Here is a 22,650-nt window from a genome sequence, read left to right on the forward strand (position 1 = left end):
TGTCACTTGGTGGCCATGAGGTAGCGACTTGAATCGGCCAGGATCACGTCGCGCACCGCCTCGTGATATTTGATGTAGCCGGTGCAGCGACAGAGATGACCGTCGAGCGCATCCGTGATGGTCTGCTCCAGTGCCTCGCGCGCGACCGGTGTCCGCGACAGGCGCTCCAGCAGGACCTGGCCCTCATTAAGGAAGCCGGCGGTGCAATAGCCGCACTGAAAGGCGAAATGCGCGATGAAGGCCTTTTGCAGGGTCGAGAGCTCGCCGTCCCTGGCGTGCCCCTCGACGGTGCGGATCGACTTTCCGTTGAAATTCACGGCGGGCGCGACGCAGGTCGGGCTGGTGGTGCTGGTGCCGTCGGGCGCGTCGACGATGATGGCGCAGCTCAGGCATTGCGCGGCGCCGCAGCCGAACTTGGTGCCGGTCATGCCCAGCATCTCGCGCAGAAAATCGTTCATCGAGAGATCGTCGCGGACGTCCACCGGGCCGTGCTTCTGGCCGTTGATGGTGAGGCTGAGGGTGGTCACGCGAGCACTCCCTTCAATAGGCTTGCGGTGACCGGCAGCGCGCGGAAGCGATGGCCGGTGGCGTCGTGGATGGCGTTGATCAGCGCCGGCACGATCGGGATCATCACGACCTCCGCCATGCCCTTCGGTGCTTCGTCTGGTACTAGCGGCTTCAGCATCTCGATCTCGAGATCGCGGAGCGGCAGGTCGGAGCCGCGTGCGACCAGATAGCGCCCGAGATTCCATTCGCCGTTGCCCGGCCCGCCCTCGAACGGGGGCAGGGTTTCGAGCAGCGCGTAGCCGACGCCCATGGCGAAGCCACCCTGGGCCTGGCCCATCACCACCTCGGGCACCAGCGCGGTGCCGCATTCGAACACGCTATAGGCCTTGGCGATGCGAAGCGCGCCGGTTGCGCGCTCGATCTCGACGCGAACGACCGTGCCGCACATCGAGGTATAGGCGGTGCCGATCCGGTTGTTGTCGGTCGGCGGAAACTTGACGCTGGTGCGGTTGATCCGTTCGAACTTGCCGCTGCCTTTGCGGATCGCCAGCGCGTCGATCTCGGCGCGGTATTGCTCGCCGGACAGCGGAAAGCGTGCCCGCGACCACGCCCAGCGCGAGAAGCTGTGCGCGACCGCACCGGTGACGAAGCCGCGCGCGTGAGCTGTTGCCGCGAGCACGGAGAGGGCGAGCGGTTCGAGGCCGGGCATGGTGAGCTGGCCGTCCTGCCAGCTAGCGCTGGCCCATTGCCCCGCGCGCGGATCGGTCTTTGCGATGCGCCACAGCTCGAGCGCCGCGGGCCACAGGCCGAAGCGGAAAATGACGCGGGCGGCTTCCGCGGCGGAATGCGTGCCGACATGCGCGCCGATCGAGGAGCTTGTCGGCGAGCTGATCGCCGGCACCCAGCGCGGATTTTTCTCCGCGGCATCCTGGGTCTTCTGGTCGATGGTGGAGGAATCGCCCGACGTGACCAGGCCTAGCACGTCATAGCTGTCGACGCGGGCGACCGAGACCTCGTCGGCGATGGCGCCGAGATGGCCGGCGACCCGGTTGGCCAGCGCCGTCCCGATGCCGTTGCCCATCTCGACATGATCGCAATAGATGACGATCTTTCCGTCGGGGCCAAGCTCCACGCGTCCGAGCGAGCCGTCCGCGCCGGAGCCATAGTCTTTCGTGACGCAGGCGACGCCGGTGCCGACCAGCCGATCCGACGAGGCCTGCTTGAATTGTGCCCGCTGCTGCCAGATCGGGTGCTTCTCGAGCTTGTCGAGGATTTCGGGCGTGCGCACCGAGACGATGTAGGGATTGCCCGTCATGGTCCGACCGTTCTGGGGCAGCGCGTTACGCCGCCGGAAATCGATTGGATCGTGCTTGAGCTCGGTCGCGGCTTCGTCGATCAAAACCTCCAGCGCCGTCATGGCTTGCAGGATGCCGTAGCCGCGCATCGAGCCCGCGCTCACGCCGCGCGAGTGCACCGCGACAGTCCTGACGTCGACCTTCGGAATGTCGTAGATGCCGATCGCGCCGGTGGCCGCGACGACAGCGACGCTGGCCGAGAAATGGGCGAGCCCGCCGCCGTCGAGCACGTGATCGGCGGCGAACGCCTTGATCTTTCCGGTCGCGCGATCGATGCCGATGCGCGAGCGCATCTTGATCGCGTGGCGCTTGATGCCGGCCTGAAACTGCTGGTAGCGGTCATGCGCCAGCCGCACCGGCTTGCCGGGAAAGCAGACCGCCGCGAGCGCAACGTAGAGAATGAAAGGTGTGTGATCGCGGCCACCAAAGCCGCCGCCGACATGGGCGAACTGCGCGTTGATGTGCGCCGGCTTGTAAGGCGCGCGGGCCTTGCCCAAGAGATGCGCGATCGACTCCGCCGCCTCGTAGGGCGACTGGACGCCAAGCAGCAGTTCGAGATTGCCGCCCTTGCCGTCGTACCAGGCGAGCCCGCATTCCGGTTCCAGGAACATCGGGTCGACCGATTGCGTCTCGAACTCGCGGTCGAGCACCAGCATGGAGGCATCATCCGCCGCAAGCTCGGCGCGGATCTGCTCGCCATATTTCGCCGCCTTGGCGTAATCCGCCGGCATGTCCTTCGCGAGCGGCGACCACACCGGCAGCGCCGCGCTCTGGACCTTCTTGGGCGAGACCCAGCCGGCCTGGAGCGGCGAATAGACATCCGGCTTGTCAGGCGAGGGACCTGCCACGCGGGTGAAGCGGAAGGCTCCGTAATCCGGGACGACGACAGGCCCGGTCTCCTCGCCGAATTGGATGAACGTGCCGTCGCGCAGCGCGAGACGCGCCTGGTCGAAGGCGTCGAATTTTTCGAAGATCAAAAGCGCGATCGGCTGGCCGAGATAGAGTGGCGTCGTGCCGATCGGACAGAACAGGTCGCCCGCATAGAAGTCCGGCACCTGCGTCCCGATCCGGTCGAGATCAGCGGCCGTTACCACCACCGACGGCTTGAGCGCGCCGCCGAGGCGGGCGAGGTCCAGCCCGGTATAGACATGCGTGGCGTCGTTGGCGCGGACCAGGATGGCGTGCGAGGTGGCCTGCGGCCAGCCCGGCAGATCGTTGGCGCGGAAGTCGGAGGCGTAAAGCTTTGCGCCGGTGACCTTGGCGACGCCGTCGACACGGCCGGCGCCCTTTGCCGCGGGGTTGAACTTGCCGCGTCCGGGCAGCGTCTCGTGCGCTGCGAAGGGCACGCCCGCCGCGGACGCCAGATGTGACAGGCTGACCGAGATGCCTCCCGCCGACAACCACTTCACGAACTCGCGTCGCGAAGGCCCCATGATCAGATCCTTGTACAAGGTTTCGAGAACATCATGATGCTTGCGGCATCGATGCCCGGAGAGTTCGCGCCGATGCTAGCTCGAATCCGTCATGATTCGTCATACGACGATAGAAAGGATCTGGGCGTTTACAACCGGTGAATGTGGTACGCTTGCCGGATGGAATTGTCGTTTCGCTATTGCTTTAGAATCGAATCGAACTGAAGACGGATTGGCAACGGGGGCGAAACGCAAATGCAGCACGATCCGAACGACGTCTCGCGCGTCACGGCGGAAACGACAACGTTCTCGCGGCGCCAATTGTTCGATTACGGTCTCAAGGCAGGCGCGTTGACTCTGTTCGCAGGTGCGGCGAATGCCCAGCACGCCGTGCACGGCCATGCGGGCACGTCCCACACCGTGGACATGTCGCCGACCATGGGGATGGTCGCTGAAACGCCCGTTCCCGCCATGGACCAGCCGCTGATCGAGCCCGAGGTGCGGCGGTCCGTCAATGGCGTGCTGAGCACGACGTTGCGCGTCGGCTATGCCTATCGCCAGATCGGCGGCGTCAGGCTCTATGTCAGATCCTATGAGGGCGGCAGCCCCGGGCCGACCCTGCGCATGAAGCCCGGCGAGACGCTGCGCATCAAGATGATCAACGATTTGCCGCCGAACCGCGATGGCTTGCCGGCCGACATCAGCCATCCGCATCAGTTCAACAACACCAATTTCCATTTCCACGGCGCGCATACCAGCCCAAGCGGGATTTCGGACAACGTCATGCGCTCGATGGCTCCGGGCCGCAGCTACAACATCGAAATCACCCTGCCGGCCGATCACACCAGGGGCACCTACTGGTATCACCCGCATCACCACGGCAGCGCCGACATCCAGATGTCTTCCGGCATGGTCGGCGCCGTCGTCATCGAGGGTGATTTCGCGGACGTTCCCGAGATCGCGACAGCCCGCGAACGCCTCATGGTGCTGACCCAGGTGGTCTACGATGCCAACGGCATGGTCGAGAATTTCGAGACGCTATTTCCCGAGACCGCGACGCGCTTTCTCGCCATCAACGGCCAGCGTCGGCCAATGATCGAGATGCGGCCCGGCGAGGTGCAGCGCTGGCGCATCCTCAATGCCGCCTATCAAGACGACATGCTGCTCGACCTGGAGAAGCACGATCTGCAAGCGATCGCCTATGACGGCATCCAGCTCGGCGCCATGCAGCCGCTCAAGCAGCTCCTGATCGCGCCCGGTCAGCGCGCAGACATTCTGGTGAAGGCGGGCGGCCCCGGCACCTACGCCTTCAATGCGGCGCCCTACGACCAGGGCCACCCTTCGCCAGTGGGACCGCTGGCGCGGGTTGTGGTCTCGGGCGCGCCGATGGACATGAAGCTGCCGCGCTCTCTGCCGCCGGCGCCGCTCGCGACCATCAAGGACTCCGAGATCACCAACCGCCGCAAGGTGGTGCTGTCGGCGACCGCGCCGGAGGCCGATGCCGCCGGCCATTGGCAGGAATTCGAGTTCTTCGTCGACGGCAAGAAGTTCGACCCCGGCCGGATCGATCAGCGGGTCAAGCTCGGCGCGGTCGAGGAGTGGACAATCGTCAACACGCATGAGCATGACGACCACGTGTTCCACATCCATACCAACCCGTTCCAGGTGATCTCGGCCAATGGCAAGGCGCTGGCGGTGCCGGAATGGCGGGATTCCGTGATCGTGGAGCGCAAGGGCGGCCAGGTCGTGTTCCGCTCGCGCTTCATCGATTTCACCGGTGTCTACATGCTCCACTGCCACATGATGAACCATGAGGAGATGGGCATGATGCAGACCGTCGAGGTCTACAAGGCGTAAGCTGTGGGTGGAATTGCGCGATTTTGGTTGCGCGCAGGGCTGATCCGGGCTCGGCCGGGCTTCCCCTGGCGGCCGGCATGGCCTATGACGCTGCAACGCAACAATCCCCCAAAAAGACCTCATGATCCGCCTCGACAACGTCAGCAAGCAAGCCGGCCACCAGATCCTGTTCATCGAAGCCTCCGCCGCCCTCAACAAGGGCGAGAAGATCGGGCTCGTCGGCCCGAACGGCGCGGGCAAGACCACGCTGTTCCGGATGATCGCCGGCGAGGAGCTGCCCGACGAGGGGCAGGTCTCGACCGATCGCGGCATCACCATCGGCTATTTCAACCAGGACGTCGGCGAGATGGCCGGCCGCAGTGCCGTGGCCGAGGTCATGGACGGGGCGGGACCGGTGAGTGCGGTCGCGGCCGAGCTACGCGAGCTTGAGACCGCCATGGCCGATCCCGACAAGGCCGATCAGATGGACGAAATCATCGCGCGCTACGGCGAGGTGCAGCACGCGTTCGAGGAGCTCGACGGCTACGCGCTCGATGGTCGCGCGCGCGAGGCCCTGTCCGGCCTCGGCTTCAGCCAGGAGATGATGGACGGCGACGTCGGCAAGCTCTCCGGCGGCTGGAAGATGCGCGTGGCGCTCGCCCGCATCCTGCTGATGCGTCCCGACGTCATGCTGCTCGACGAGCCGAGCAACCATCTCGATCTCGAAAGCCTGATCTGGCTTGAGAAGTTCCTGCACGACTACGAAGGCACGCTGCTGATGACCTCGCACGACCGCGAGTTCATCAACCGCGTGATTTCGAAAGTGGTCGAGATCGATTCCGGCTCGCTCACCACCTATTCCGGCAATTACGAGTTCTACGAGCAGCAGCGTGCGCTGAACGAGAAGCAGCAGCAGGCCCAGTTCGAGCGCCAGCAAGCGATGCTCGCCAAGGAGATCAAGTTCATCGAGCGGTTCAAGGCGCGCGCCTCTCATGCCGCTCAGGTTCAGAGCCGGGTGAAGAAGCTCGACAAGATCGAGCGGGTCGAGCCGCCGCGCCGCCGCCAGACGGTGGCGTTCGACTTTCCGCCCGCGCCGCGCTCGGGCGAGGACGTCGTTGCGCTCAAGCAGGTGTTCAAGGGCTACGGCAACAAGCGCATCTATGACGGGCTCGATTTCATGATCCGCCGCAGGGAGCGCTGGTGCGTGATGGGCGTCAACGGCGCCGGCAAATCGACGCTGCTCAAGCTCGTCGCGGGTGCGAGCGAGCCGGACGAGGGCACGGTCGCGGTCGGCGGTAGCGTCAAGATGGGCTATTTCGCCCAGCATGCGATGGACCTGCTCGACGGCGAGCAGACGGTGTTCGAGTCACTCGAATACGCGTTTCCGACCGCGGGGCAGGGATCCTTGCGCGCGCTCGCCGGCTGCTTCGGTTTCTCCGGCGACGACGTCGAGAAGCGCTGCCGCGTGCTCTCGGGTGGCGAGAAGGCGCGCCTGGTGATGGCGAAGATGCTGTTCGATCCGCCGAACTTCCTGGTGCTGGACGAGCCGACCAACCATCTCGACCTCGCCACCAAGGAGATGCTGATCACGGCGCTGTCGGATTTCGAGGGCACCATGCTGTTCGTCTCGCATGACCGGCATTTTCTCAGCGTCCTGTCGAACCGCGTGCTGGAGCTGACGCCGGAGGGCATCCACCAGTTCGGCGGTGGCTACACGGAATACGTTGCGCGCACGGGGCAGGAAGCGCCGGGGTTGCGGAGCTAGTTCTTGCGCTTTCCCGCAATCGTGGCGATGGCCTCGATCTCGTTGGTCCAGATCCCGCCGGAATAGCCTTGCGGGAGCCGGGCGAACAATTCCGGCGTATCGATGCCGGTGGAGAATTCGCCGCCGCTGTAGGGGCCGAGCACGAACACCGCGCTGTTGGCGCCGGTCATCCGATCGAGGAAGCGGTCGGGCCAGCCCCATAGCCAGGATGCGGCGTTGACCGGCACCAGCACCATCGCGTTGCGGCAGGCGGACGGCACCAGACCGGTCCAGCCATAGCCGGTATAGCCGATCAGGCAGCTTCGGATCGCCGCACGCGAAATCGTGCGGACATCAGGGGTGAGGCGACGGATCACGTCGATGGGCTCGTCACCGCCATAGACCATGATCGTCCGGCGGCGCTCGGCCGGCAGCGCGTTCAACACAGTGGCAAGTTTCTCGCCTTCGCCAGCGTCCCGGCTCTTCACGTTGATGAGGAGCTTCTTGTCAGGGAAGGCGGCGAACACCTCCGACAATGTCGGCATCATCCCGATGCCTTTGCCGCGAAACGGAAATGACTTGCCGCCGTCGGCGGTGTAGCCATAGCCGAGGTCGAGCAGTTTCAGCTTCGCCATGCTCTGCTCGCGGGTCACGCCGTGGCCGTCGGTGCGGCAATCGAGCGTCCAGTCGTGGAATACGGCGAATCCGCCGTCGGTGGTCGGGTGCACGTCGAGCTCGACCACATCTGCGCCGGCGTCGAAGCTTGCTCGCATCGAACGTATGGTGTTCTCGAGATAGTCGTGCGTCGGCGGCAACATGCGTGCGGCGGTGCAGGTGTCGTTCTTCACATCGCGCTCATCGAAGCGCTGCGCCATGCCGCGATGGGCAAGCAGCACCGGCTTGCCGTCACGATGAGGCGCCAGCAGACTCGTGTTGTTGACGTAGACGCCCAAAGCGACGGCGATGATGGCTGCCGTCGCGACTCTCAGTTTCGTGCCCACCGATTCCTCCCCATTCCGTGGTCACCGTCGGCGGCGTTTGGAGTTGATTTGCGGCAATCGCCACGCAATGAGACGGCACGCGCCGTTCGGCTTGAACCGTCCGATGGCGCCCGCTACGCTGCTTCAAAACTGGGAGTGGAACGCGCATGAAGGAGCTCAGGATCGGTGACATCACCATCGATGCGGTGATCGAGCGGGAAGGGCCGTGGCGGCGGCCGCAGGATTTTTTCCCGGCCTATGACGAGGGCGTGTTCAAGCGCCACCTGCCGACGATGGAGCCGGAGGTGTTCGATGCCGCGCGCGGCATGATGGTGATCACCTATCAGACCTTCGTGGTACGCACGCCGCGCTATACCATCCTGGTCGACACCTGCACCGGCGAGGACAAGGGCCATCCGCCGCCGTTCGATTTTCCGGGCAAGGAACGCTGGCGCAACGAGCTGTTCGCGCTCGGCATCGCTTTCGAGCAGATCGACTACGTCTTCTGCACGCATCTTCATATCGACCACACCGGCTGGAATACGACCTTGCGCGACGGCCGCTGGGTGCCGACGTTTCCGAATGCGAAATATGTCTTTCACAAGGGCGAATATGCGGCCTGGGAGGCCGAGCATGCCAAGGGCAGCAACCCGCCCGGCACCGTGTTTCGCGACAATTGCCTGCCGATCGTCGAGGCAGGCCAAGCGCTGTTGGTCGATGATGACTACGCGCTCGATGACACCGTCACGCTGACGCCGACGCCGGGGCATTCGCCCTGTCATTGCTGCGTGAACATCTTCTCGAAGGGGCGCCGCGCGGTGGTCGCCGGCGACCTCATGCATCATCAGATCCAATGCCGCGAGCCGGACTGGTCGGCCAGGCCGGATTGGGATGCGAAGCAGTCGGCGGTGTCGCGGCGAAAGTTCTTCGCCTCAGTCGCGGACACCGACACGCTGATCCTGCCGATTCATTTTCCGGCGCCGACAGTCGGGCTGATCAAGCCGTTCGGCGCCGCCTTTGACTACCGGTTCAAGCGGGAGTAGGGCGACCGCGGGTCGGACCCTCTAGTAAGTGAAGAACATCCGCTGGATTTCTTTCGTGTCAGTCGTCTTGGTCAGTGCGAGCATCAGCAGAATGCGCGCCTTTTGAGGATTGAGCGTATCCGAGACGACGAAGTCGTGTTCGTCGTCCTTGGCCTCGCCATTGCGTGCGACGATGCCGTTTCCGACACGGCTGCTGCGCACGATCACGACCCCCTTCTTGCGGGCTTCGTCGAGCGCCGGCTCGACCGCGGGCCGAGCCAGGCTGCCGTCCCCGACGCCGGCATGCACGATCCCCTTGGCTCCGGCGGCGACAAAAGCGTCGATCGCGACCCGGTTCATGTTGGCGTAGCCGTAGACGATGTCGACTTGCGGCAGGACATCGAGGCTGGAGACGTCAAATTCGGAGTCCGCCGTGTGCCGGCGCGTCGATTGACGATAGAAGTACGGCTTGTTGCCCTGCATGTAGCCGAGAAAGCCGAGTTCAGGCGTGCGGAAGGTGTCCGCCGTCGAGGTGTTGTTCTTGGTGACGTCGCGTGCCGCGTTGATCTGATCGTTGAGAGCGACGAGCACGCCCTTGCCGACGGCCTCGTCACTGCCCGCGAGGATCACCGCATTGAAGAGGTTGATCGGCCCATCCGCGCTGATCGCGGTCGACGGCCGCATCGCGCCGACGACCACGACGGGTTTCTTGCTCTTGACGACGAGGTCCAGGAAATAGCTGGTTTCCTCGATCGTGTCGGTCCCGTGCGTGATCACGATGCCATCGACGTCGTCCTGCGCGAGCAGCGTGTTGACGCGCTTTGCGAGCTTGAGCCAGTAGTCATTGTTCATGTTCTCGCTGGCGATCTGGAAAACCTGCTCGCCCTTGACGTTGGCCACCATTTTCAGTTCGGGGACGGCGTTCAGGAGGGTCTCGATGCCCACCGTGGCTGCGGTGTAACCGACTACGGTGGTGCTGCTCGCTCCGCTGCCGGCGATCGTGCCGCCGGTCGCCAGAACCATGACATTGGGCAGACCGGGGCCCCTCGCGTTTGCGACGTCAGGGCTGATGAGCAGCGCGACGAGCAAGCTCATTGCCGCGATGATCTGATGACGCATTCGGGGTTGCCACATCTTGACGTTCCTTTCCTAGAAAGCCTGTCGACGCGCCCCGGTTCGCTCAGCACTGCATGATCGGTCAGCCTGAGCCTCCTGTCTAGGGTTGCGCTGCTTTCGAATGATTTTGGTTTGGACGCTGGCACACGGGAATACACACGCGAATGGCCGGGACAAGCCCGGCCATGACGCAGTTCGTTTGGCGATTGCCCGCTAAAGAAGCAGCGAATTCGCAGCGCGATTACGCGCCGACTTCGCACTTCTTCATGAAGCTGTTCTTGGCGGCGCCGGCGAGCGGCTTGCCCTCGGCGCTGACAGCCTTGGGCGCGCAGGCGTCGGCCTTGCACTTCTTCATGAACGAGGTCTTGGCGGCGCCAGCCAGGGCCTTGCCGTCCTTGCCGACGGCCTTGCTTTCGCAAGTGTCCTCCGCGAAGGCCGACCCCGCTGCAAACGTGGCAACAATCGCAGCCAGGAAAATCCGCTTCATCATGATTGTCTCCCTAAACCAGAAATGGCACGCGGATTGGAGCCGGGAATCGTGGCGCAATCAAGCTGGATAAACATGGACCGCGGCCGCCATCGCGATTTTTGTTCGCCTGCGCCGTTAGGCGCCCCGCGCGAGAAGGGCCTTGAAGTCCGCCCGTGCGCGCCGCGCTTCGGCCCGCGCCACCTCGGAGGCGTCGCCGAGGCCGAAATAGCCGTGGATCAGGCCGGCGCCCTCATGATGCTTCACCCGCACGCCGGCGGCTTCCAGCGCGTGCGCATAGGCGGCACCTTCGTCGCGCAGGGGATCGAACCAGGCGGTGGTGACGATCGCGGGCGCGACGCCGGCAAGCGAAGCCGCGCGCAGCGGCGAAACGCGCCAGTCGGTCGCGTGCGAGGGATCGGCGAGATAATGGCCGCAAAACCACTCCATCACCGCGCGGGAGAGGAAGTAGCCTTCGGCATTCTCGGCGCGCGAGGGAAAACGAGCGTTCTCGCGCGCGTCCGCATAACTCCCGAGGACGTCGGTCACGGGATAGACCAGGAGTTGCGCGGCGAGCTTGATGCCGGCGTCGCGGCAGGCGATCGCGGTGGTGGCGGCGAGATTGCCGCCGGCGCTGTCGCCGGCAACGCCAAGGCGTTTTGCATCGCCGCCAAATTCCGCGACGCGGCCAAACACGTCGCTGACCGCGGCAAAGGCGTCCTCGAACGCGCCGGGAAAGCGGGTTTCGGGCGGGCGCCGGTAGTCGACGGAAATGACGACCGCGCCGGTCTCGATCGCAAGGTTGCGTGCCTGCCGGTCGTGGGTCTCGAGGTCGCCCGCGACCCAGCCGCCGCCATGGAAGAACACCACGGTCGGCGCCGGCGTGGTGCCGACCCGGTAGACCCGTGCATCGAGCGGGCCGGCGCCGCCTTTCACCTTGATATCGGCGACGATGTCGACCGGCGGCGGCGGTATGGCCGCACGCGAGGCAGCCAGTGCACGCAAGGAATCGCGGGCGCTTTGTGGCGTCATCGTCGTGGCATCGCGCATCGGCAGCAGTGGAATGATCTGGGCGATGACGGGATCGAGCGGTGCGGCCATGTTGGCTTTCATGGGATCCTCACAGGGTTCTTGGTCTTGGTTGCGGGGTAGCATAGATTTTGCGCGGCCCATCGGCAACCGCTCGCATGTTGCAATGCCAGGGTTCGCAATAACATGGGATGAACGGGCAGGGAGGTCTTGAGGTGGAATTCGAAACGCTGGTCCAGTCGCGCCGCAGCGTGCGCGGCTTCAGGAACGAGCCGGTGCCGCGCGCGGTGATCGAGGCGATCATCGACAGCGCCAAGCGTGCGCCGTCGTCGATGAACACCCAGCCCTGGCATGTCCACGTGCTCACAGGCGGTCCACTGGAACAGCTGCGCCGACGCAACATGGAGGAAATGGTTGCCGGCGCCAAGGTCAAGCGCGACATCGTCAGCCACGGCGAGTACCAGGGCGTGCACCGGACCCGACAAGTCGACGTCGCCAAGAAACTGTTCGGCGCGATGGGGATCGCGCGCGACGACAAGCCGATGCGCCAGGACTGGGTGCTGCGCGGCTTCCGCCAGTTCGATGCGCCGGTCTCGCTGGTTTTGACCTATGACCGCGTGCTCGATCCCGGCGCGGTCTGCCATTTCGATCTGGGCGCGCTTTGCTACGGCATCGTGCTCGCGGCCTGGGACCGCGGTCTCGGTTCGGTGATCAACGGGCAGGGCATCATGCGCTCCGACATCGTGCGCGAGGTCGCAAACATTCCGGAGGACGAGGTGATCATGACCTGCGTCGCGATGGGCTATCCCGACGACAACTTTGCCGCGAACGCCGTGCGTTCCGATCGCGAGGGCAACGACGATTTCGTGCGCTACGTCGGATTCGCCGAGTAGTGCAGGCAGGGGAGATTATTCTCTCGCCGTTTTTTTTGGTGCGGACGGCTTCGTGGCCTCTTGCAATCTCGATCGTGCAGGAGGAACAATGTACGGACTGAAAGGTTTGATGCTGGCGCGAGGGAATTGACATGCGGCGGCTGGCTAGCCTGGTTCGACGGTTCTTCGGCCCGCGAGTGCGGCGTCCGATCGATGATGATCCAAGTCTTCCTTTCACACCTGAAGAGTTCGGCCGGATGATCCGCAGCGGCCGGCACGAGGACATGAAGCTGTTGGCCGAAGGGCTCGCCTGCCGGTCCGTTCAGCGCCGCGCCAGACATCGCGCCGCGCACTAGGGTCCGCGTTCGGAACAGGTCTTACGCGCTTACCGCGTGAGCGCGACCTGTTTGAACGAGGTGACCAGAGCTTTCTCCAGCTTTCCACTCATTCCGCAGAGAATGTTGTAGGCGTCTGCCCGCGGCATCGTCGGCTTGTAGTGCCGGTGCTCGATCAGGGCAGCGAAGATGTCCGAGATCGTCAGGATGCGCACGATATCGCCGATGTTCCCGCCGCAAAGCGCATCCGGGTAGCCGCTGCCGTCGAGAAATTCGTGGTGATGCCGCACGGCATCGAGGATCTCCGGCGAGATATTGTCGTGGTCTTTCAGAAAATCGTAGCCGGCTACCGGGTGGGTCTCGATGATGGCACGTTCGTCCGGATCGAGACGGCCGGGCTTGTCGAGGATGGCAAGCGGGATCCGGGCCTTGCCGATGTCGTGGAACATGGCCGCCGTGTACAGCCGCTCCAGATCGGGCCTGCCGACGCCGAGGCTCAGGCCGAAGTCGATGGCGACGCCGGTGACCAGGAGGCAATGCTGATAGGTCCCCTCGTGATGGCGCCGCACCGTCGTGAGCCATTCCGACAGGCCATGCTGGGTGATGCGATCTGCGATCTGGCGGCCGGCTTCCCTGGCGCCGTTGATGTCGATCGGCTGACCTGACGTCACCGAGGTGAACATCGACGCGATGGCGATCGCCGCGGTCTCGACGGCGTTGTCCGGCTGCGGCGCGTGACCTGAGGAAGCAGACGCCTCTTCGGCGGGATAAGCCAGCGCCGCCAGCAGCTTGATCTTGTCGATCGTGCCGGGAAGGACGAGCGTGGCCCCGAGCGCGTAGGCCTGCGAGATGCTCATGTGAGAGGAGTGCTCGACCAGGAAGATGCGTTTCGTTGCCTTCGCGAGCTTTGCGGCTCGTTTCTTGATGGCCGCAATGGCGTGGACGTCACGCAATTCCGCACGGATGACGATCGCGAACGGCACCTGGGACAGCTTGGCTTCCGCGTCGAGCCGTTCGCCTGCGACGGCAAACTGCTGCTCGAGAATCGAACAGACGCTCGACAATTTGTCTGAGGAATCAGCCAGCACATGCACGAACGGGCGTGCCGCTTCCTTCTCTCGGATGCCGCCGTCGCCTTTGACGGGGCGGGATATTATTCGCGCGTTCTGCACGGTTGACCTGAATCACGCTGGAGTTAATTGGGGCTGATGAATCGTTGGGCCTATTTGCTTTGAGCGGCAGTCTGCGCGGTGGCTGCCGGTTTCCTCTTGCCGTCTGCGGTGACGAAGTGCACGCCCGCCGTGGTGCCGTCGATCCAGACCAATTCGCAGCGCCGGTAGGCGAGCCCCGTCGACGACAGCAGCAGGAAGAATTCCTTGGCCTGCAGCACGTCGAGCGTGCCCTCGACTTCGATCTTCGCACCGCTTTGCGATATGTCGAGCAGAACGCAACTGCGCCGCCACGTGCCGTCCGAGCCCATCAGATTGACGGGCTGCTTGTGATCCATTTTCACGCGCTGCGCTTTGCGACCGTCGAACTTCATCGGCTAACCCCCATTTTCGCGCCGCGATTTGCCGGATCGCGCGTGTTGGCGCTTGCCGCTATTTCCCCCCATCGCACTGTCCATTGGCTGGTGGACAGAAGCAGCGTCTCGAAGATCCGTTGCGCGCGTTCGCGCTCGGCATAAGAGAGCCGTTTCCCGCCGCGGTTGCTCAGGATGGTAAGGGTGGTCTGCCAGTTCAGCCGCGAAGCCCGGCACGCCATGACCAGCCCCTCGCAATCGTCGTCACTCACGACATGCTCGATGATTTCGAGCGGCGCCCCTGAAAGCACCGATAGCGCCGTGAACAGGTTGGCCGTCTCGCCGCGGATCGCAAAACGGTTCACCGTGGAATCGTTGAGCTTGCCGATGCGGTTGAGGACGACGATCTCCGGCCTCGCGTTTGCGTAGTCGGCCCGGCAAGGCCGCTTTGGCGGAGCGGGCTCCGCTTCCGGCACCGGCGCCGCGGCGGATGGGTTGGGCGTCGCCGGTGCCTTCCGTATGGGTGGGGCGGAGAGCAGCTTGCGCACGACCAGGTCGGGTGTGCCGGGCCGGAGCACCAGCGCCTTCGCGATCTCGCCGTCCTGGTCGGCCTTGGCAATCAGCGCTGCATAGGCTGCGTCGGAGAATTTCGTTCCCGGGTTCTTGATCAGGGCAAGGCAGATCGGGCCGCCGTGCTTGATCAACGCCTCGGTGACGGCCGGCGCGATCTCGCTGCGGGCGGCGATCGCGCGTCGATGCCGCTCGCCACGGGAGTCAATGACAGCCTCGAGGTCTGCCGCGGAGAGTGCCCGCGATTTGAGCAACACCGGACACGCCACGTCGGGATCGTCGTGTGAGGCGAGACGCCACAATGTTTCTGGTGGCGCCACGTCAAGCTCGGCGAGCGCCGTGCTGAGCTGAACCAGCGCGCTGGCCTCGACCCGTTCCGTCAATCGCAGCAGAACACCGTCGACCACGTTGCTGAGCAATTCCCGGCACTGGTCGCGGCTGCCAATGAGCAACTGCACCATGCCGGAGAGAATGCGTGCGCAACGTTCCGCCGGGCACGTTGCGACCGTCTCTTCCAATTCAGCGAGAATATCAGCAGGCGAATTTGCCATCATGGCAGGGGCCTGACTCAAAATTGATTTTGAATATCGAACAGGGCTTATTCCGCCCGACAGACGTTAATTTGAAATGTTGCTTTCGATCGTTTGGGTATTGGTGCACCGCTGGTGGGGCAGGAAACGCTATCGAAAATTGGCGAGATTTGATGCGCCGGGTTGTACTTGGACTTCGACGCTCGCCAACTGGTCGGCATAGTTCGAAGTGATTCTTTCAGACTGAGGGGACACCGGAACGGGGAAGTTGGCCGGCATCGTCGCCGGACGCGCGTTTGTTGCGACGCGAAGTTTCACATTGCCATGAACAGAGTTGATGATGCGCCGACGCTGGCGCCAAAGGTATTTCGTTTCTTTGACGTCGATGAATTTCGAAATGCCATACGGGGCCTGAACTTCGAGTTCACGCCTTTCGTACGGAGGATTTCGGCCGAGCAGATTATTCTGTCGCTGCCCGGCTGCGACGTGAATTTGACGCGGGCATTTCCGCGGGTCGTCGACGCACAGCTCGTCGAGAATTGCACCGCGATCGGATTCACGATGGACGATTTGGACGTGCCGGTTCGATTCAACGGCACGCGGCGCACACGACCCGTCATCGTCATCGGCAGCGGCGGCGCGGCTTACACCACCATCGAGGAGGTGCAGCGGGAAATCGCCTCGGTGGTGTTCAGGCCGGAGGTGACGGATCGCGGCTGGCCACAAGCAGCCCTCTGCTTCAAGATCTTCGAAACGACCGCCGCGGGCTTGGACCGGCTCCGCGGTGTGGTTCGGGAAGTGTTGGCAGCCGCGTCGGAGCCGGTCGACGCGTCCGAGGTACCGCTGAAGGCGGCCGCCATGAAGGAGACCCTGCTCGGCGCTGTGGACGCAATTTTCCAAAATATGGGTCCCGCGCGATGGGCCGTGCGCCCTCATGACGAGCGGAGCTTCAAGGTCTTTCAGGACATCCGCGCGCTCCTTTCCGACGACCTCTCGCAGCCCATCTACAGCGACGAGATCGCGCGCAAGCTCGGCCTGTCCGTTCGCACCATGCACGACGTCGTCCGCCGCTATCGCGGCATGAGCCTGCACCGATACTTGCGCCTGCGGCGGCTGTGGCTGGTGCGCCAGCGGCTGCTCGCCGGTGCCGACAGCGTCAAGGCCGTCGCGCTGGCGTTCGGCTTCTGGCATCTCGGCGACTTCTCCAGAAGCTATCGCGACCAGTTCGGGGAGACGCCGTCGCAAACACTCGAGCGCGGACAGCGAACCTAGCGCGTCAAAACGTTGAGGCTGGCTTGCTGATCCGTGCTATACTACCGGTCATGAGCAATCGCATCCTCGTCCTCTACGGTTCCTACCGTTCCGACCGCATGGGCATCCGCCTCGCGAATTTCGTCATCGATCGGCTGCGCGCCCGCGGCGACGACGCCGTGTTCATCGACGCCAAGGCGATCGGCCTGCCGATGCTCGATCGCATGTACAAGGAATATCCCAAGGGCTCCGCACCCGAGGCGCTGGAGAAGCTGGCCGGAGAGATCCGCGGCGCCGACGGTTTCGTCTTCGTCACCGGCGAATACAATTGGGGCATCCAGCCGGGCCTGAAGAATCTTACCGACCACTTCCTCGAGGAGTGGTTCTGGCGTCCGGCCGCGATCGTGAGCTACTCGGCCGGCCGCCTGTCCGGCGCGCGTGCCTCGACCGCCTGGCATGGCACGTTGTCGGAGATGGGCATGGTGGTGGTGTCGAGCACCATCGGCGTCGGCCCGATCGCACAGACGCTGTCGGAGGCGGGTGAACCGATCGGGGAGGGCGGCAAAGCGCTGGAACGCTCGTTCCCGCGCTTTGCCGACGATCTCGCGTGGTGGATCGAGGCGGCCAAGACGCAGCGGGCGCGCAAGGCGCCGCCTTATTGACGGACCCGTGGCCCGGATGGAGCGTAGCGCAATCCGGGGCCGTCGTTGCGAGGCTGCGCGGTTCCCGCCCCTATGCGGCCCTGACTTCACCGAGGAAGCGGTCGAACTGTCCGGCGAGATCGCGTGACTGGGTCGAGAGTTGCTCGGCTGCGCCCAGCACCTCCCGCGCGGCCGTACCGGTGTCGTCGGCGGCGCGTTGCACGCCTGATATGTTGGTGTTGACCTCCTGGGTGCCGCGCGCGGCCTCCTGGACGCTGCGGGCGATCTCCTTGGTCGCCGAGCCCTGTTCCTCGATCGCGGCCGCAATCGCGGTGCCGATCTGGTCGATCTCGCCGATCACGTCGGCGACGTTGCGGATTGCGGTCACGGTCTCGTCGCTCGCGGCCTGGATCGCCGAAATCTGCTCGGAGATTTCGGTGGTGGCCTTTGCGGTCTGTCCCGCCAGCGATTTCACCTCGGCAGCAACCACCGCAAAGCCGCGGCCGGCATCGCCGGCGCGGGCGGCCTCGATGGTCGCGTTCAAGGCCAGCAGATTGGTCTGCTCGGCGATGCTCTGGATCAGCGTCACGACGTCGCCGATCTTCTGCGCGCCCTCGGCCAGTGCACGGGCGGTGTCGCCGGTGCGGCGGGCGTTGTCGACGGCGCGGGCCGCGATCTCGGTGGACTGGGCCACTTGACGGCCGATCTCCGAGATCGAAGAGGTCAGCTCCTCGGTGGCGCTCGCGACGGTCTGCACGTTGCTCGATGTCTGCTGGGAGGCGGCGGCGACGACCGCGGCCTGGCTGTTGGTCTGGGCCGCCGTCGAGGTCATAGACTGCGCCGTGCTTTCCATAGTGGATGACGCGCGGGAGAGTCCGCCGACGAGTTCGGTGACCTTGGCTTCGAACGCGCGGGTGATCCCGTCGAGCGCCTGTGCGCGACGCATCTTGCCGTCGTTCTCGGCCTGCTTCTCCGCCGCAAGGCTGTCGGCCCGGATCATGTTGTCCTTGAAGACCCGGACCGCCGCGGCCATGGCACCGATTTCATCGGAACGGTCGGCGCCGGGAATCTCTTCCGCGAGCTCGCCGTCGGCAAGCCGCGACATCCGCGTGGTCAGGTTGACGATCGGGGCGCAGACCCGGCGGCGGACCGTGACGATGAGGCCGGCGCTGGCGATCAGCACGGCGAGCAGGCCCGCGAGTGCGATGGTGAAGCTGGTATGGGCGGCGGTGGATGCACCGGCGAGAATCTGTTCCGCGTTGGCGTAAAAGGCATCGCGGACGTCGATGATGGTGCTGAGGCCGCGCTGCGTGGCGGTGTAATAGGTGTCCATGTCGTGTTCGTACTTGCCGCTGACCGCACCCTCCTTGACCAGCTTGAGCTCGCGGCCAAACTCGTCGATATAGATCGCGTTGAATTTCTCCAGTGCGGCGGCAACGTTCGCCGGCGTTGCGGGATTGCCGCGCAACTCCAGCAGCGACATCACGATCTGGTCGTTGCGGCCCTGCGAGCGGCTGATCTCGGCCTTCTCGGTGTCGGTCGCCGGTTTCTTGCCCCCGACGAGGTTCTTGTGCAGGCTGGAGTTGAAGCCGCCCACGTCGCGCAATGTCATCGCGATGTTGGCGTAGCTGGCCTGCCGGTAGGCGTCGCCGTTGAGTATCGCCATGCGGCGGACCTGCTCGTTCAGCAGCGCGGTCACGCCGGCGTTGAGCACGGCGTTGTCGGCGACGATCTTCTTGGCCGCGTCCTTGCGCGCCTCCGGCGGGCCCGACATCGCCTTGTCGATGGCCTCGCGCAGCGCGGTGAACTTCGAATTGACGGCGTCGATGTTGCCGCCGGTGGTGTTGCCGTCGTCGAACGGGCCGGGCAGGTCCTTTCGCAGCGCGTTCATCCTGTCGCGTGCGGCATCGGTCTGCTTGCGCAGCTTGTCCTGCTCGGCAAGCAGCGCCGGGTCGACGGCGGGAGGGCCATAGAGGATGTTGGTGGAAAAGCCGCGCTCGGGATTGAGGTAGCGCGGGATGTCGCTGACGGCGCGAACGATCGCCAGCCGCCCCTGCGCTTCGGTGATCCGTTCCATCGTCTGGTATTTCGTCACGGCGACGTAGACGGCGAGGCCGCCGCCCACTGTCGAGAGCGAGACGATGGCGGTGGTCAGGAGCGTACCGATTTTCATGATTCTGTCCGGCAACTGGCGCGGGAAATTATTTGCACGGACAATAAGCAGGCGATGTTAATCCCGGGTTTACGCTGGTGGCCGCGGCAGCCGCGGTCACCTGGCCTTGCGGTCAAGGACCGCGAGGATATCGAGCGTTGCCTGATCGCGCTCGCCCGAAAAATACCGGGCGAGCGCCTCGGCGAACACGGGTTCGCCGGACACCGCGTCGAACAGCGTCATCGACGAGTGGAATTTGGCGTCATCGGGCGCGCCGAGGATGACGTTGATGGTCCGGCCTTCGACGGCAAGCACGAGGCGGATGCATTCGATCAGGCGCGGACCGAGGGTGGGGTGGGCGAGGTAGGCGCTGGCCTCGGCGCGGGAGGCGATGGCGTAGCGCTGCGACATGGCGCTGAAGCCGAGGCCGGCGACCTGCGGGAAGACAAACCACATCCAATGGCTCTGCTTTCGGCCCCGGGCCAGCTCCTGCTGGATGTCGCCATAGACCGGGTCCTGGGCCCGGACAAACCGGTTGAGGTCGAAAGGATCGGTCATTAGATACCTTGGGGCGGCTTACCGGACTTTGCCGGACCCCTGCCGGCCCCGATTATGCCTAACTTTTGGCTCCCAATGTGGTAGCTGGTATAGAATCTCCGGGTGGGGGTGGGTCCCCCTGGGGGTCGATTTTGGGGAGCTGATGGTTTCCGACCGGGCACAAGCCGAGAGGCTATTGTCGCGCCGCCGTATTGGGCGAGCGGAGACGATATTGCTGTCTCTGGCCGCCGTTGCGCTGGCACTGGGCGCTGCCGCCTGGGTCGCGGATATCGGCGGTTCGGCCTCGCTGGTCACCGCCGCGCTGCCGCCGGCCAATGCTCCTTCATTCGATGATCGTTTCGCTTCGGCCTCGAGCAGCCCGCCCGCCCGCGAGCTCGGCCTGCGGACGCTGGAGCGCTCCGCGGTCAATGCGATCCAGCTCAAATTGCGCGACGCCAAGGCGATGTTGGCCCAGAAGCTCCAGGGCGACGACTGGCGCTCGACCCTGAGCGACGACGACCGGCACATGTCCGAGGAGACGAGACTCTCGCAGCGTGCCGACGCCATCCCGATGCCGCGCTCGCGCCCGCCCCAGGCTGACATCTCCGCCCAGATCGCCTCGAGCCAGGCTTATGCCGAGACCAATCCCCGGGTCGACAACCGCAATTTCTTCGAAAAATTCACCGACAAGATCAAGCTCGCCTCGCTGACGCCCGACAGCGGCCTGTTCGGCAAGGCGCCGGATCTCGGCGCGCTCGGTTACGATTCGCGCACCGCGGTCTACGACATCTCGGCCAAGGCGCTTTACCTGCCGAGCGGGATCGCGCTGGAAGCGCATTCCGGCATGGGCGCGCTGATGGACGACCCGGAGCACGTCGACCAGCGGATGGTTGGCGCGACACCGCCCGCGACCTACGACCTGAAGCCGCGCGAAAAACTGTTCCACGGCGTCCGCGCACTGCGTTTGACGCCCACCGAGGGCACCAGCGCGCTCGGCCGCGTCGGCCTGCTTACCCACAATTACATGCTCGGGCCCCGTGGCGACTCCAACGGCTGCGTTTCGATCAAGGACTATGATCGATTCATGAAGGCCTACGACAACGGTGAGTTCAACCGTCTGGTCGTGGTGCCCAGGCTGACCCCGTCGGCGACGGCCTCGCAGCGCGCGAGCACCGAGTCCTGATATTTGCTCCTGATATTTGCCTGCCACGGCGGGGCTGCCGTTTTCCCTTCGTTAAGCCGTCATCGTCCAGAAGCAGCCCATGAGTGATCCGCAAAGTTCCGAGACCCCGCTGCGCACGACGTTCAAGATCAAGCTGAACGGCGACACGCTGGCGATCGCGACCGTCGGCCAGGCCTATCAATTCCTCACCAACTTCAAATCGGTCGAGTGGATGGAATTCCGCTCGCTGCATGAAGACGCGGTCGCAGCGCTCGAAGGCGCCGCCGGGAACGCCATGCTCGTCGTGCAGGCGACCAACGCCGTGCGCGCGCTGTTCGTCAGCGCCAAGCTGCTCTAGGAGCGCCCCGGAAATATTTGGGGAGATTCCCGGATTGCACTGCGCTCCATCCGGGCTACCGCTCACAACTTGATCTCCGCTATAGAAACGGCAATAGCTTCGCGAAGATCGCGCTCAAGCCGATACGTTGAAACATAGTTCAGGGAGAGACCCATCATGAAACGCCGTACATTTCTCAAGGGCGGCGCGGTCGCCGGCGCGACGACGCTGGTTGCCGCGCCTGCGATCGCGCAAGGCGCGCCCGAGATCAAATGGCGCTTGACGTCGAGCTTCCCGAAGTCGCTCGACACCATTTACGGCACCGCGCAGACCTTTGCGAAATATGTTGCCGAGGCCACCGACAACAAATTCCAGATCCAGACCTTTGCGGCCGGCGAGCTCGTCCCCGGCCTGCAGGCGCTCGATGCCGTCAGCACCGCCTCTGTCGACATGGCGCAGACCCCGCTCTATTTCTACATCGGCAAGGAGCCGGCGCTGGCTTATGCGACCGGTGCGCCGTTTGGCATGAATCATCGCCATCAGGAATCCTGGTGGCATTTCGGCGGCGGCGCCGACCTCACCAACGAGGCGCTGAAGCCGTTCAAGGCGCATGCCATCCTCTGCGGCAATTCCGGCACCCAGATGGGCGGCTGGTTCCGCAAGGAGATCAAGACCGTCGACGATCTCAAGGGCCTGAAATTCCGCATCGCCGGCATGGGCGGCCATGTGCTGGCGCGCCTCGGCGTCGTCCCGCAACAGATCGCGGGAGGTGACATCTATCCGGCGCTGGAGAAGGGCACGATCGACGCAGTCGAATTCGTCGGCCCCTATGACGACGAAAAGCTCGGCTTCCAGAAGGTCGCAAAATACTACTACTTCCCGGGCTGGTGGGAAGGCGGCGCCATGTTGCACATGATCGTCAACGACGAGAAGTGGGCGTCGCTGCCGAAGCAGTACCAGGCGATCGTCAACCAGGCCGCGTCGGCCGCGGGCGCCTGGATGCTCGAGAAATACGACAGCGTGAATCCGGCGGCGCTGAAGCGGCTGATCGCCAATGGCGCGGAGCTGAAGGCGTTTCCGCAGCCGGTGCTGGAGGCCTGCTATGCCGCGACCCAGGAACATCTGAACGAGCTCGCCACCAAGAGCGACCTGTTCAAGCGCACCAAGGAAAGCCACGACGCCTATATGAAGGAGCTGCTGTTCTACACGCAGATCGCGGAGAATTTTTACGACAATTATCTGCTCGGCAAGATGCGCAACAAGGCCTGATCGCA

21 protein-coding genes are annotated in these 22,650 nt (G+C 64.4%); 10 read left to right on the top strand and 11 right to left on the bottom strand.

Annotation, left to right across the window (positions count from 1 at the left end; all coding sequences use genetic code 11):
• Positions 1 to 2: 2 nt before the first annotated feature.
• Together C7G41_RS15375 and C7G41_RS15380 are read right to left on the bottom strand one after the other, a co-directional pair.
• Entirely contained in the window at positions 3 to 527 is a 525-nt protein-coding gene (locus tag C7G41_RS15375; RefSeq protein WP_106943356.1) for a (2Fe-2S)-binding protein, read from the bottom strand.
• Positions 524 to 3,295 carry a xanthine dehydrogenase family protein molybdopterin-binding subunit gene (locus C7G41_RS15380; RefSeq protein ID WP_106943668.1) on the bottom strand — a complete coding sequence of 924 codons (2,772 nt, stop codon included), beginning with the start codon at positions 3,293 to 3,295 and terminating at the stop codon, positions 524 to 526. The genes C7G41_RS15375 and C7G41_RS15380 overlap by 4 nt, the downstream gene beginning before the upstream one ends.
• A 234-nt stretch (positions 3,296 to 3,529) precedes the next feature.
• On the opposite strand from C7G41_RS15380, the gene C7G41_RS15385 reads away from it, so the two are divergent.
• Entirely contained in the window at positions 3,530 to 5,131 is a 1,602-nt protein-coding gene (locus C7G41_RS15385) for a multicopper oxidase family protein (protein ID WP_106943357.1), read from the top strand.
• 121 nt (positions 5,132 to 5,252) lie between these two features.
• On the top strand, positions 5,253 to 6,875 hold the full coding sequence (locus tag C7G41_RS15390; RefSeq protein ID WP_106943358.1) for an ABC-F family ATP-binding cassette domain-containing protein: 1,623 nt from the start codon (positions 5,253 to 5,255) through the stop codon (positions 6,873 to 6,875).
• On the opposite strand, the gene C7G41_RS15395 is transcribed toward C7G41_RS15390, so the two are convergent.
• Positions 6,872 to 7,855: a glycerophosphodiester phosphodiesterase family protein gene (locus C7G41_RS15395; RefSeq protein ID WP_106943359.1), complete on the bottom strand. Its 984-nt coding sequence runs from the start codon at positions 7,853 to 7,855 to the stop codon at positions 6,872 to 6,874. The two genes, C7G41_RS15390 and C7G41_RS15395, sit on opposite strands and share 4 nt — an antisense overlap.
• A gap of 146 nt (positions 7,856 to 8,001) precedes the next feature.
• On the opposite strand from C7G41_RS15395, the gene C7G41_RS15400 reads away from it, so the two are divergent.
• Entirely contained in the window at positions 8,002 to 8,877 is an 876-nt protein-coding gene (locus C7G41_RS15400; RefSeq protein ID WP_106943360.1) for an MBL fold metallo-hydrolase, read from the top strand.
• Between the two features lie 21 nt (positions 8,878 to 8,898).
• On the opposite strand, the gene C7G41_RS15405 is transcribed toward C7G41_RS15400, so the two are convergent.
• The 3 genes from C7G41_RS15405 to C7G41_RS15415 form a co-directional block, all read right to left on the bottom strand.
• Positions 8,899 to 9,990 carry a type II asparaginase gene (locus tag C7G41_RS15405; RefSeq protein WP_106943361.1) on the bottom strand — a complete coding sequence of 364 codons (1,092 nt, stop codon included), beginning with the start codon at positions 9,988 to 9,990 and terminating at the stop codon, positions 8,899 to 8,901.
• 223 nt (positions 9,991 to 10,213) lie between these two features.
• Positions 10,214 to 10,462 carry a hypothetical protein gene (locus C7G41_RS15410; protein WP_035962662.1) on the bottom strand — a complete coding sequence of 83 codons (249 nt, stop codon included), beginning with the start codon at positions 10,460 to 10,462 and terminating at the stop codon, positions 10,214 to 10,216.
• A gap of 114 nt (positions 10,463 to 10,576) precedes the next feature.
• Entirely contained in the window at positions 10,577 to 11,539 is a 963-nt protein-coding gene (locus C7G41_RS15415) for an alpha/beta hydrolase (protein ID WP_199198439.1), read from the bottom strand.
• Between the two features lie 143 nt (positions 11,540 to 11,682).
• Between C7G41_RS15415 and C7G41_RS15420 the strand changes: the two genes are divergently transcribed.
• Together C7G41_RS15420 and C7G41_RS15425 are read left to right on the top strand one after the other, a co-directional pair.
• Positions 11,683 to 12,360, top strand: a complete 678-nt coding sequence (locus C7G41_RS15420) for a nitroreductase (protein WP_027517616.1) — start codon at positions 11,683 to 11,685, stop codon at positions 12,358 to 12,360.
• Positions 12,361 to 12,491: 131 nt separating this feature from the next.
• Positions 12,492 to 12,695, top strand: a complete 204-nt coding sequence (locus C7G41_RS15425) for a hypothetical protein (protein WP_106943363.1) — start codon at positions 12,492 to 12,494, stop codon at positions 12,693 to 12,695.
• Positions 12,696 to 12,724: 29 nt separating this feature from the next.
• Here the strand turns inward: C7G41_RS15425 and C7G41_RS15430 are convergent, their stop codons facing one another.
• The 3 genes from C7G41_RS15430 to C7G41_RS15440 are packed head-to-tail and all read right to left on the bottom strand — an operon-like array spanning position 12,725 to position 15,320.
• Positions 12,725 to 13,846 (bottom strand): HD-GYP domain-containing protein, encoded by a 1,122-nt coding sequence (locus C7G41_RS15430; protein WP_106943364.1) that lies wholly within the window; start codon positions 13,844 to 13,846, stop codon positions 12,725 to 12,727.
• 50 nt (positions 13,847 to 13,896) lie between these two features.
• Complete coding sequence (locus C7G41_RS15435; RefSeq protein WP_106943365.1) at positions 13,897 to 14,217, bottom strand: PilZ domain-containing protein; 321 nt, start codon at positions 14,215 to 14,217, stop codon at positions 13,897 to 13,899.
• Positions 14,214 to 15,320 (bottom strand): DUF2336 domain-containing protein, encoded by a 1,107-nt coding sequence (locus C7G41_RS15440; protein WP_106943366.1) that lies wholly within the window; start codon positions 15,318 to 15,320, stop codon positions 14,214 to 14,216. Before C7G41_RS15440 ends, C7G41_RS15435 begins: the two co-directional genes overlap by 4 nt.
• Before the next feature lie 300 nt (positions 15,321 to 15,620).
• On the opposite strand from C7G41_RS15440, the gene C7G41_RS15445 reads away from it, so the two are divergent.
• Both C7G41_RS15445 and C7G41_RS15450 read left to right on the top strand, forming a co-directional pair.
• On the top strand, positions 15,621 to 16,568 hold the full coding sequence (locus tag C7G41_RS15445) for an AraC family transcriptional regulator (protein ID WP_106943367.1): 948 nt from the start codon (positions 15,621 to 15,623) through the stop codon (positions 16,566 to 16,568).
• A 50-nt stretch (positions 16,569 to 16,618) separates the two neighbouring features.
• Positions 16,619 to 17,209 carry an NADPH-dependent FMN reductase gene (locus C7G41_RS15450; protein ID WP_106943368.1) on the top strand — a complete coding sequence of 197 codons (591 nt, stop codon included), beginning with the start codon at positions 16,619 to 16,621 and terminating at the stop codon, positions 17,207 to 17,209.
• A gap of 70 nt (positions 17,210 to 17,279) precedes the next feature.
• Here C7G41_RS15450 and C7G41_RS15455 read toward each other — a convergent pair whose 3' ends face one another.
• Positions 17,280 to 19,361, bottom strand: coding sequence for a methyl-accepting chemotaxis protein (locus tag C7G41_RS15455; RefSeq protein WP_106943369.1), 2,082 nt, complete (start codon positions 19,359 to 19,361; stop codon positions 17,280 to 17,282).
• A gap of 96 nt (positions 19,362 to 19,457) precedes the next feature.
• Positions 19,458 to 19,898 (bottom strand): DUF1810 domain-containing protein, encoded by a 441-nt coding sequence (locus tag C7G41_RS15460; RefSeq protein WP_106943370.1) that lies wholly within the window; start codon positions 19,896 to 19,898, stop codon positions 19,458 to 19,460.
• Positions 19,899 to 20,109: 211 nt separating this feature from the next.
• Between C7G41_RS15460 and C7G41_RS15465 the strand changes: the two genes are divergently transcribed.
• From C7G41_RS15465 to C7G41_RS15475, 3 genes are all read left to right on the top strand, one after another.
• Positions 20,110 to 21,060, top strand: coding sequence for a DUF2778 domain-containing protein (locus tag C7G41_RS15465; protein ID WP_106943371.1), 951 nt, complete (start codon positions 20,110 to 20,112; stop codon positions 21,058 to 21,060).
• A gap of 79 nt (positions 21,061 to 21,139) precedes the next feature.
• A complete protein-coding gene (locus tag C7G41_RS15470) occupies positions 21,140 to 21,397 on the top strand; it encodes a hypothetical protein (RefSeq protein WP_106943372.1) in 258 nt (85 codons plus the stop codon).
• Positions 21,398 to 21,553: 156 nt separating this feature from the next.
• Positions 21,554 to 22,645 (top strand): TRAP transporter substrate-binding protein, encoded by a 1,092-nt coding sequence (locus C7G41_RS15475; RefSeq protein ID WP_106943373.1) that lies wholly within the window; start codon positions 21,554 to 21,556, stop codon positions 22,643 to 22,645.
• The last annotated feature ends 5 nt before the right edge of the window (positions 22,646 to 22,650 follow it).

The organism is Bradyrhizobium sp. MOS002 (assembly GCF_003020115.1).
In the GTDB taxonomy this organism is placed as follows: domain Bacteria; phylum Pseudomonadota; class Alphaproteobacteria; order Rhizobiales; family Xanthobacteraceae; genus Bradyrhizobium.

What these genes read in the sequence shown, in the direction of transcription:
- C7G41_RS15380 (WP_106943668.1), bottom strand. Translation starts at nt 3,295, where the DNA reads ATGGGGCCTTCGCGACGCGAGTTCGTGAAGTGGTTGTCGGCGGGAGGC.
- C7G41_RS15385 (WP_106943357.1), top strand. Translation starts at nt 3,530, where the DNA reads ATGCAGCACGATCCGAACGACGTCTCGCGCGTCACGGCGGAAACGACA.
- C7G41_RS15390 (WP_106943358.1), top strand. Translation starts at nt 5,253, where the DNA reads ATGATCCGCCTCGACAACGTCAGCAAGCAAGCCGGCCACCAGATCCTG.
- C7G41_RS15400 (WP_106943360.1), top strand. Translation starts at nt 8,002, where the DNA reads ATGAAGGAGCTCAGGATCGGTGACATCACCATCGATGCGGTGATCGAG.
- C7G41_RS15405 (WP_106943361.1), bottom strand. Translation starts at nt 9,990, where the DNA reads ATGTGGCAACCCCGAATGCGTCATCAGATCATCGCGGCAATGAGCTTG.
- C7G41_RS15410 (WP_035962662.1), bottom strand. Translation starts at nt 10,462, where the DNA reads ATGATGAAGCGGATTTTCCTGGCTGCGATTGTTGCCACGTTTGCAGCG.
- C7G41_RS15415 (WP_199198439.1), bottom strand. Translation starts at nt 11,539, where the DNA reads ATGGCCGCACCGCTCGATCCCGTCATCGCCCAGATCATTCCACTGCTG.
- C7G41_RS15425 (WP_106943363.1), top strand. Translation starts at nt 12,492, where the DNA reads ATGCGGCGGCTGGCTAGCCTGGTTCGACGGTTCTTCGGCCCGCGAGTG.
- C7G41_RS15435 (WP_106943365.1), bottom strand. Translation starts at nt 14,217, where the DNA reads ATGAAGTTCGACGGTCGCAAAGCGCAGCGCGTGAAAATGGATCACAAG.
- C7G41_RS15440 (WP_106943366.1), bottom strand. Translation starts at nt 15,320, where the DNA reads ATGATGGCAAATTCGCCTGCTGATATTCTCGCTGAATTGGAAGAGACG.
- C7G41_RS15445 (WP_106943367.1), top strand. Translation starts at nt 15,621, where the DNA reads ATGAACAGAGTTGATGATGCGCCGACGCTGGCGCCAAAGGTATTTCGT.
- C7G41_RS15450 (WP_106943368.1), top strand. Translation starts at nt 16,619, where the DNA reads ATGAGCAATCGCATCCTCGTCCTCTACGGTTCCTACCGTTCCGACCGC.
- C7G41_RS15455 (WP_106943369.1), bottom strand. Translation starts at nt 19,361, where the DNA reads ATGAAAATCGGTACGCTCCTGACCACCGCCATCGTCTCGCTCTCGACA.
- C7G41_RS15460 (WP_106943370.1), bottom strand. Translation starts at nt 19,898, where the DNA reads ATGACCGATCCTTTCGACCTCAACCGGTTTGTCCGGGCCCAGGACCCG.
- C7G41_RS15470 (WP_106943372.1), top strand. Translation starts at nt 21,140, where the DNA reads ATGAGTGATCCGCAAAGTTCCGAGACCCCGCTGCGCACGACGTTCAAG.
- C7G41_RS15475 (WP_106943373.1), top strand. Translation starts at nt 21,554, where the DNA reads ATGAAACGCCGTACATTTCTCAAGGGCGGCGCGGTCGCCGGCGCGACG.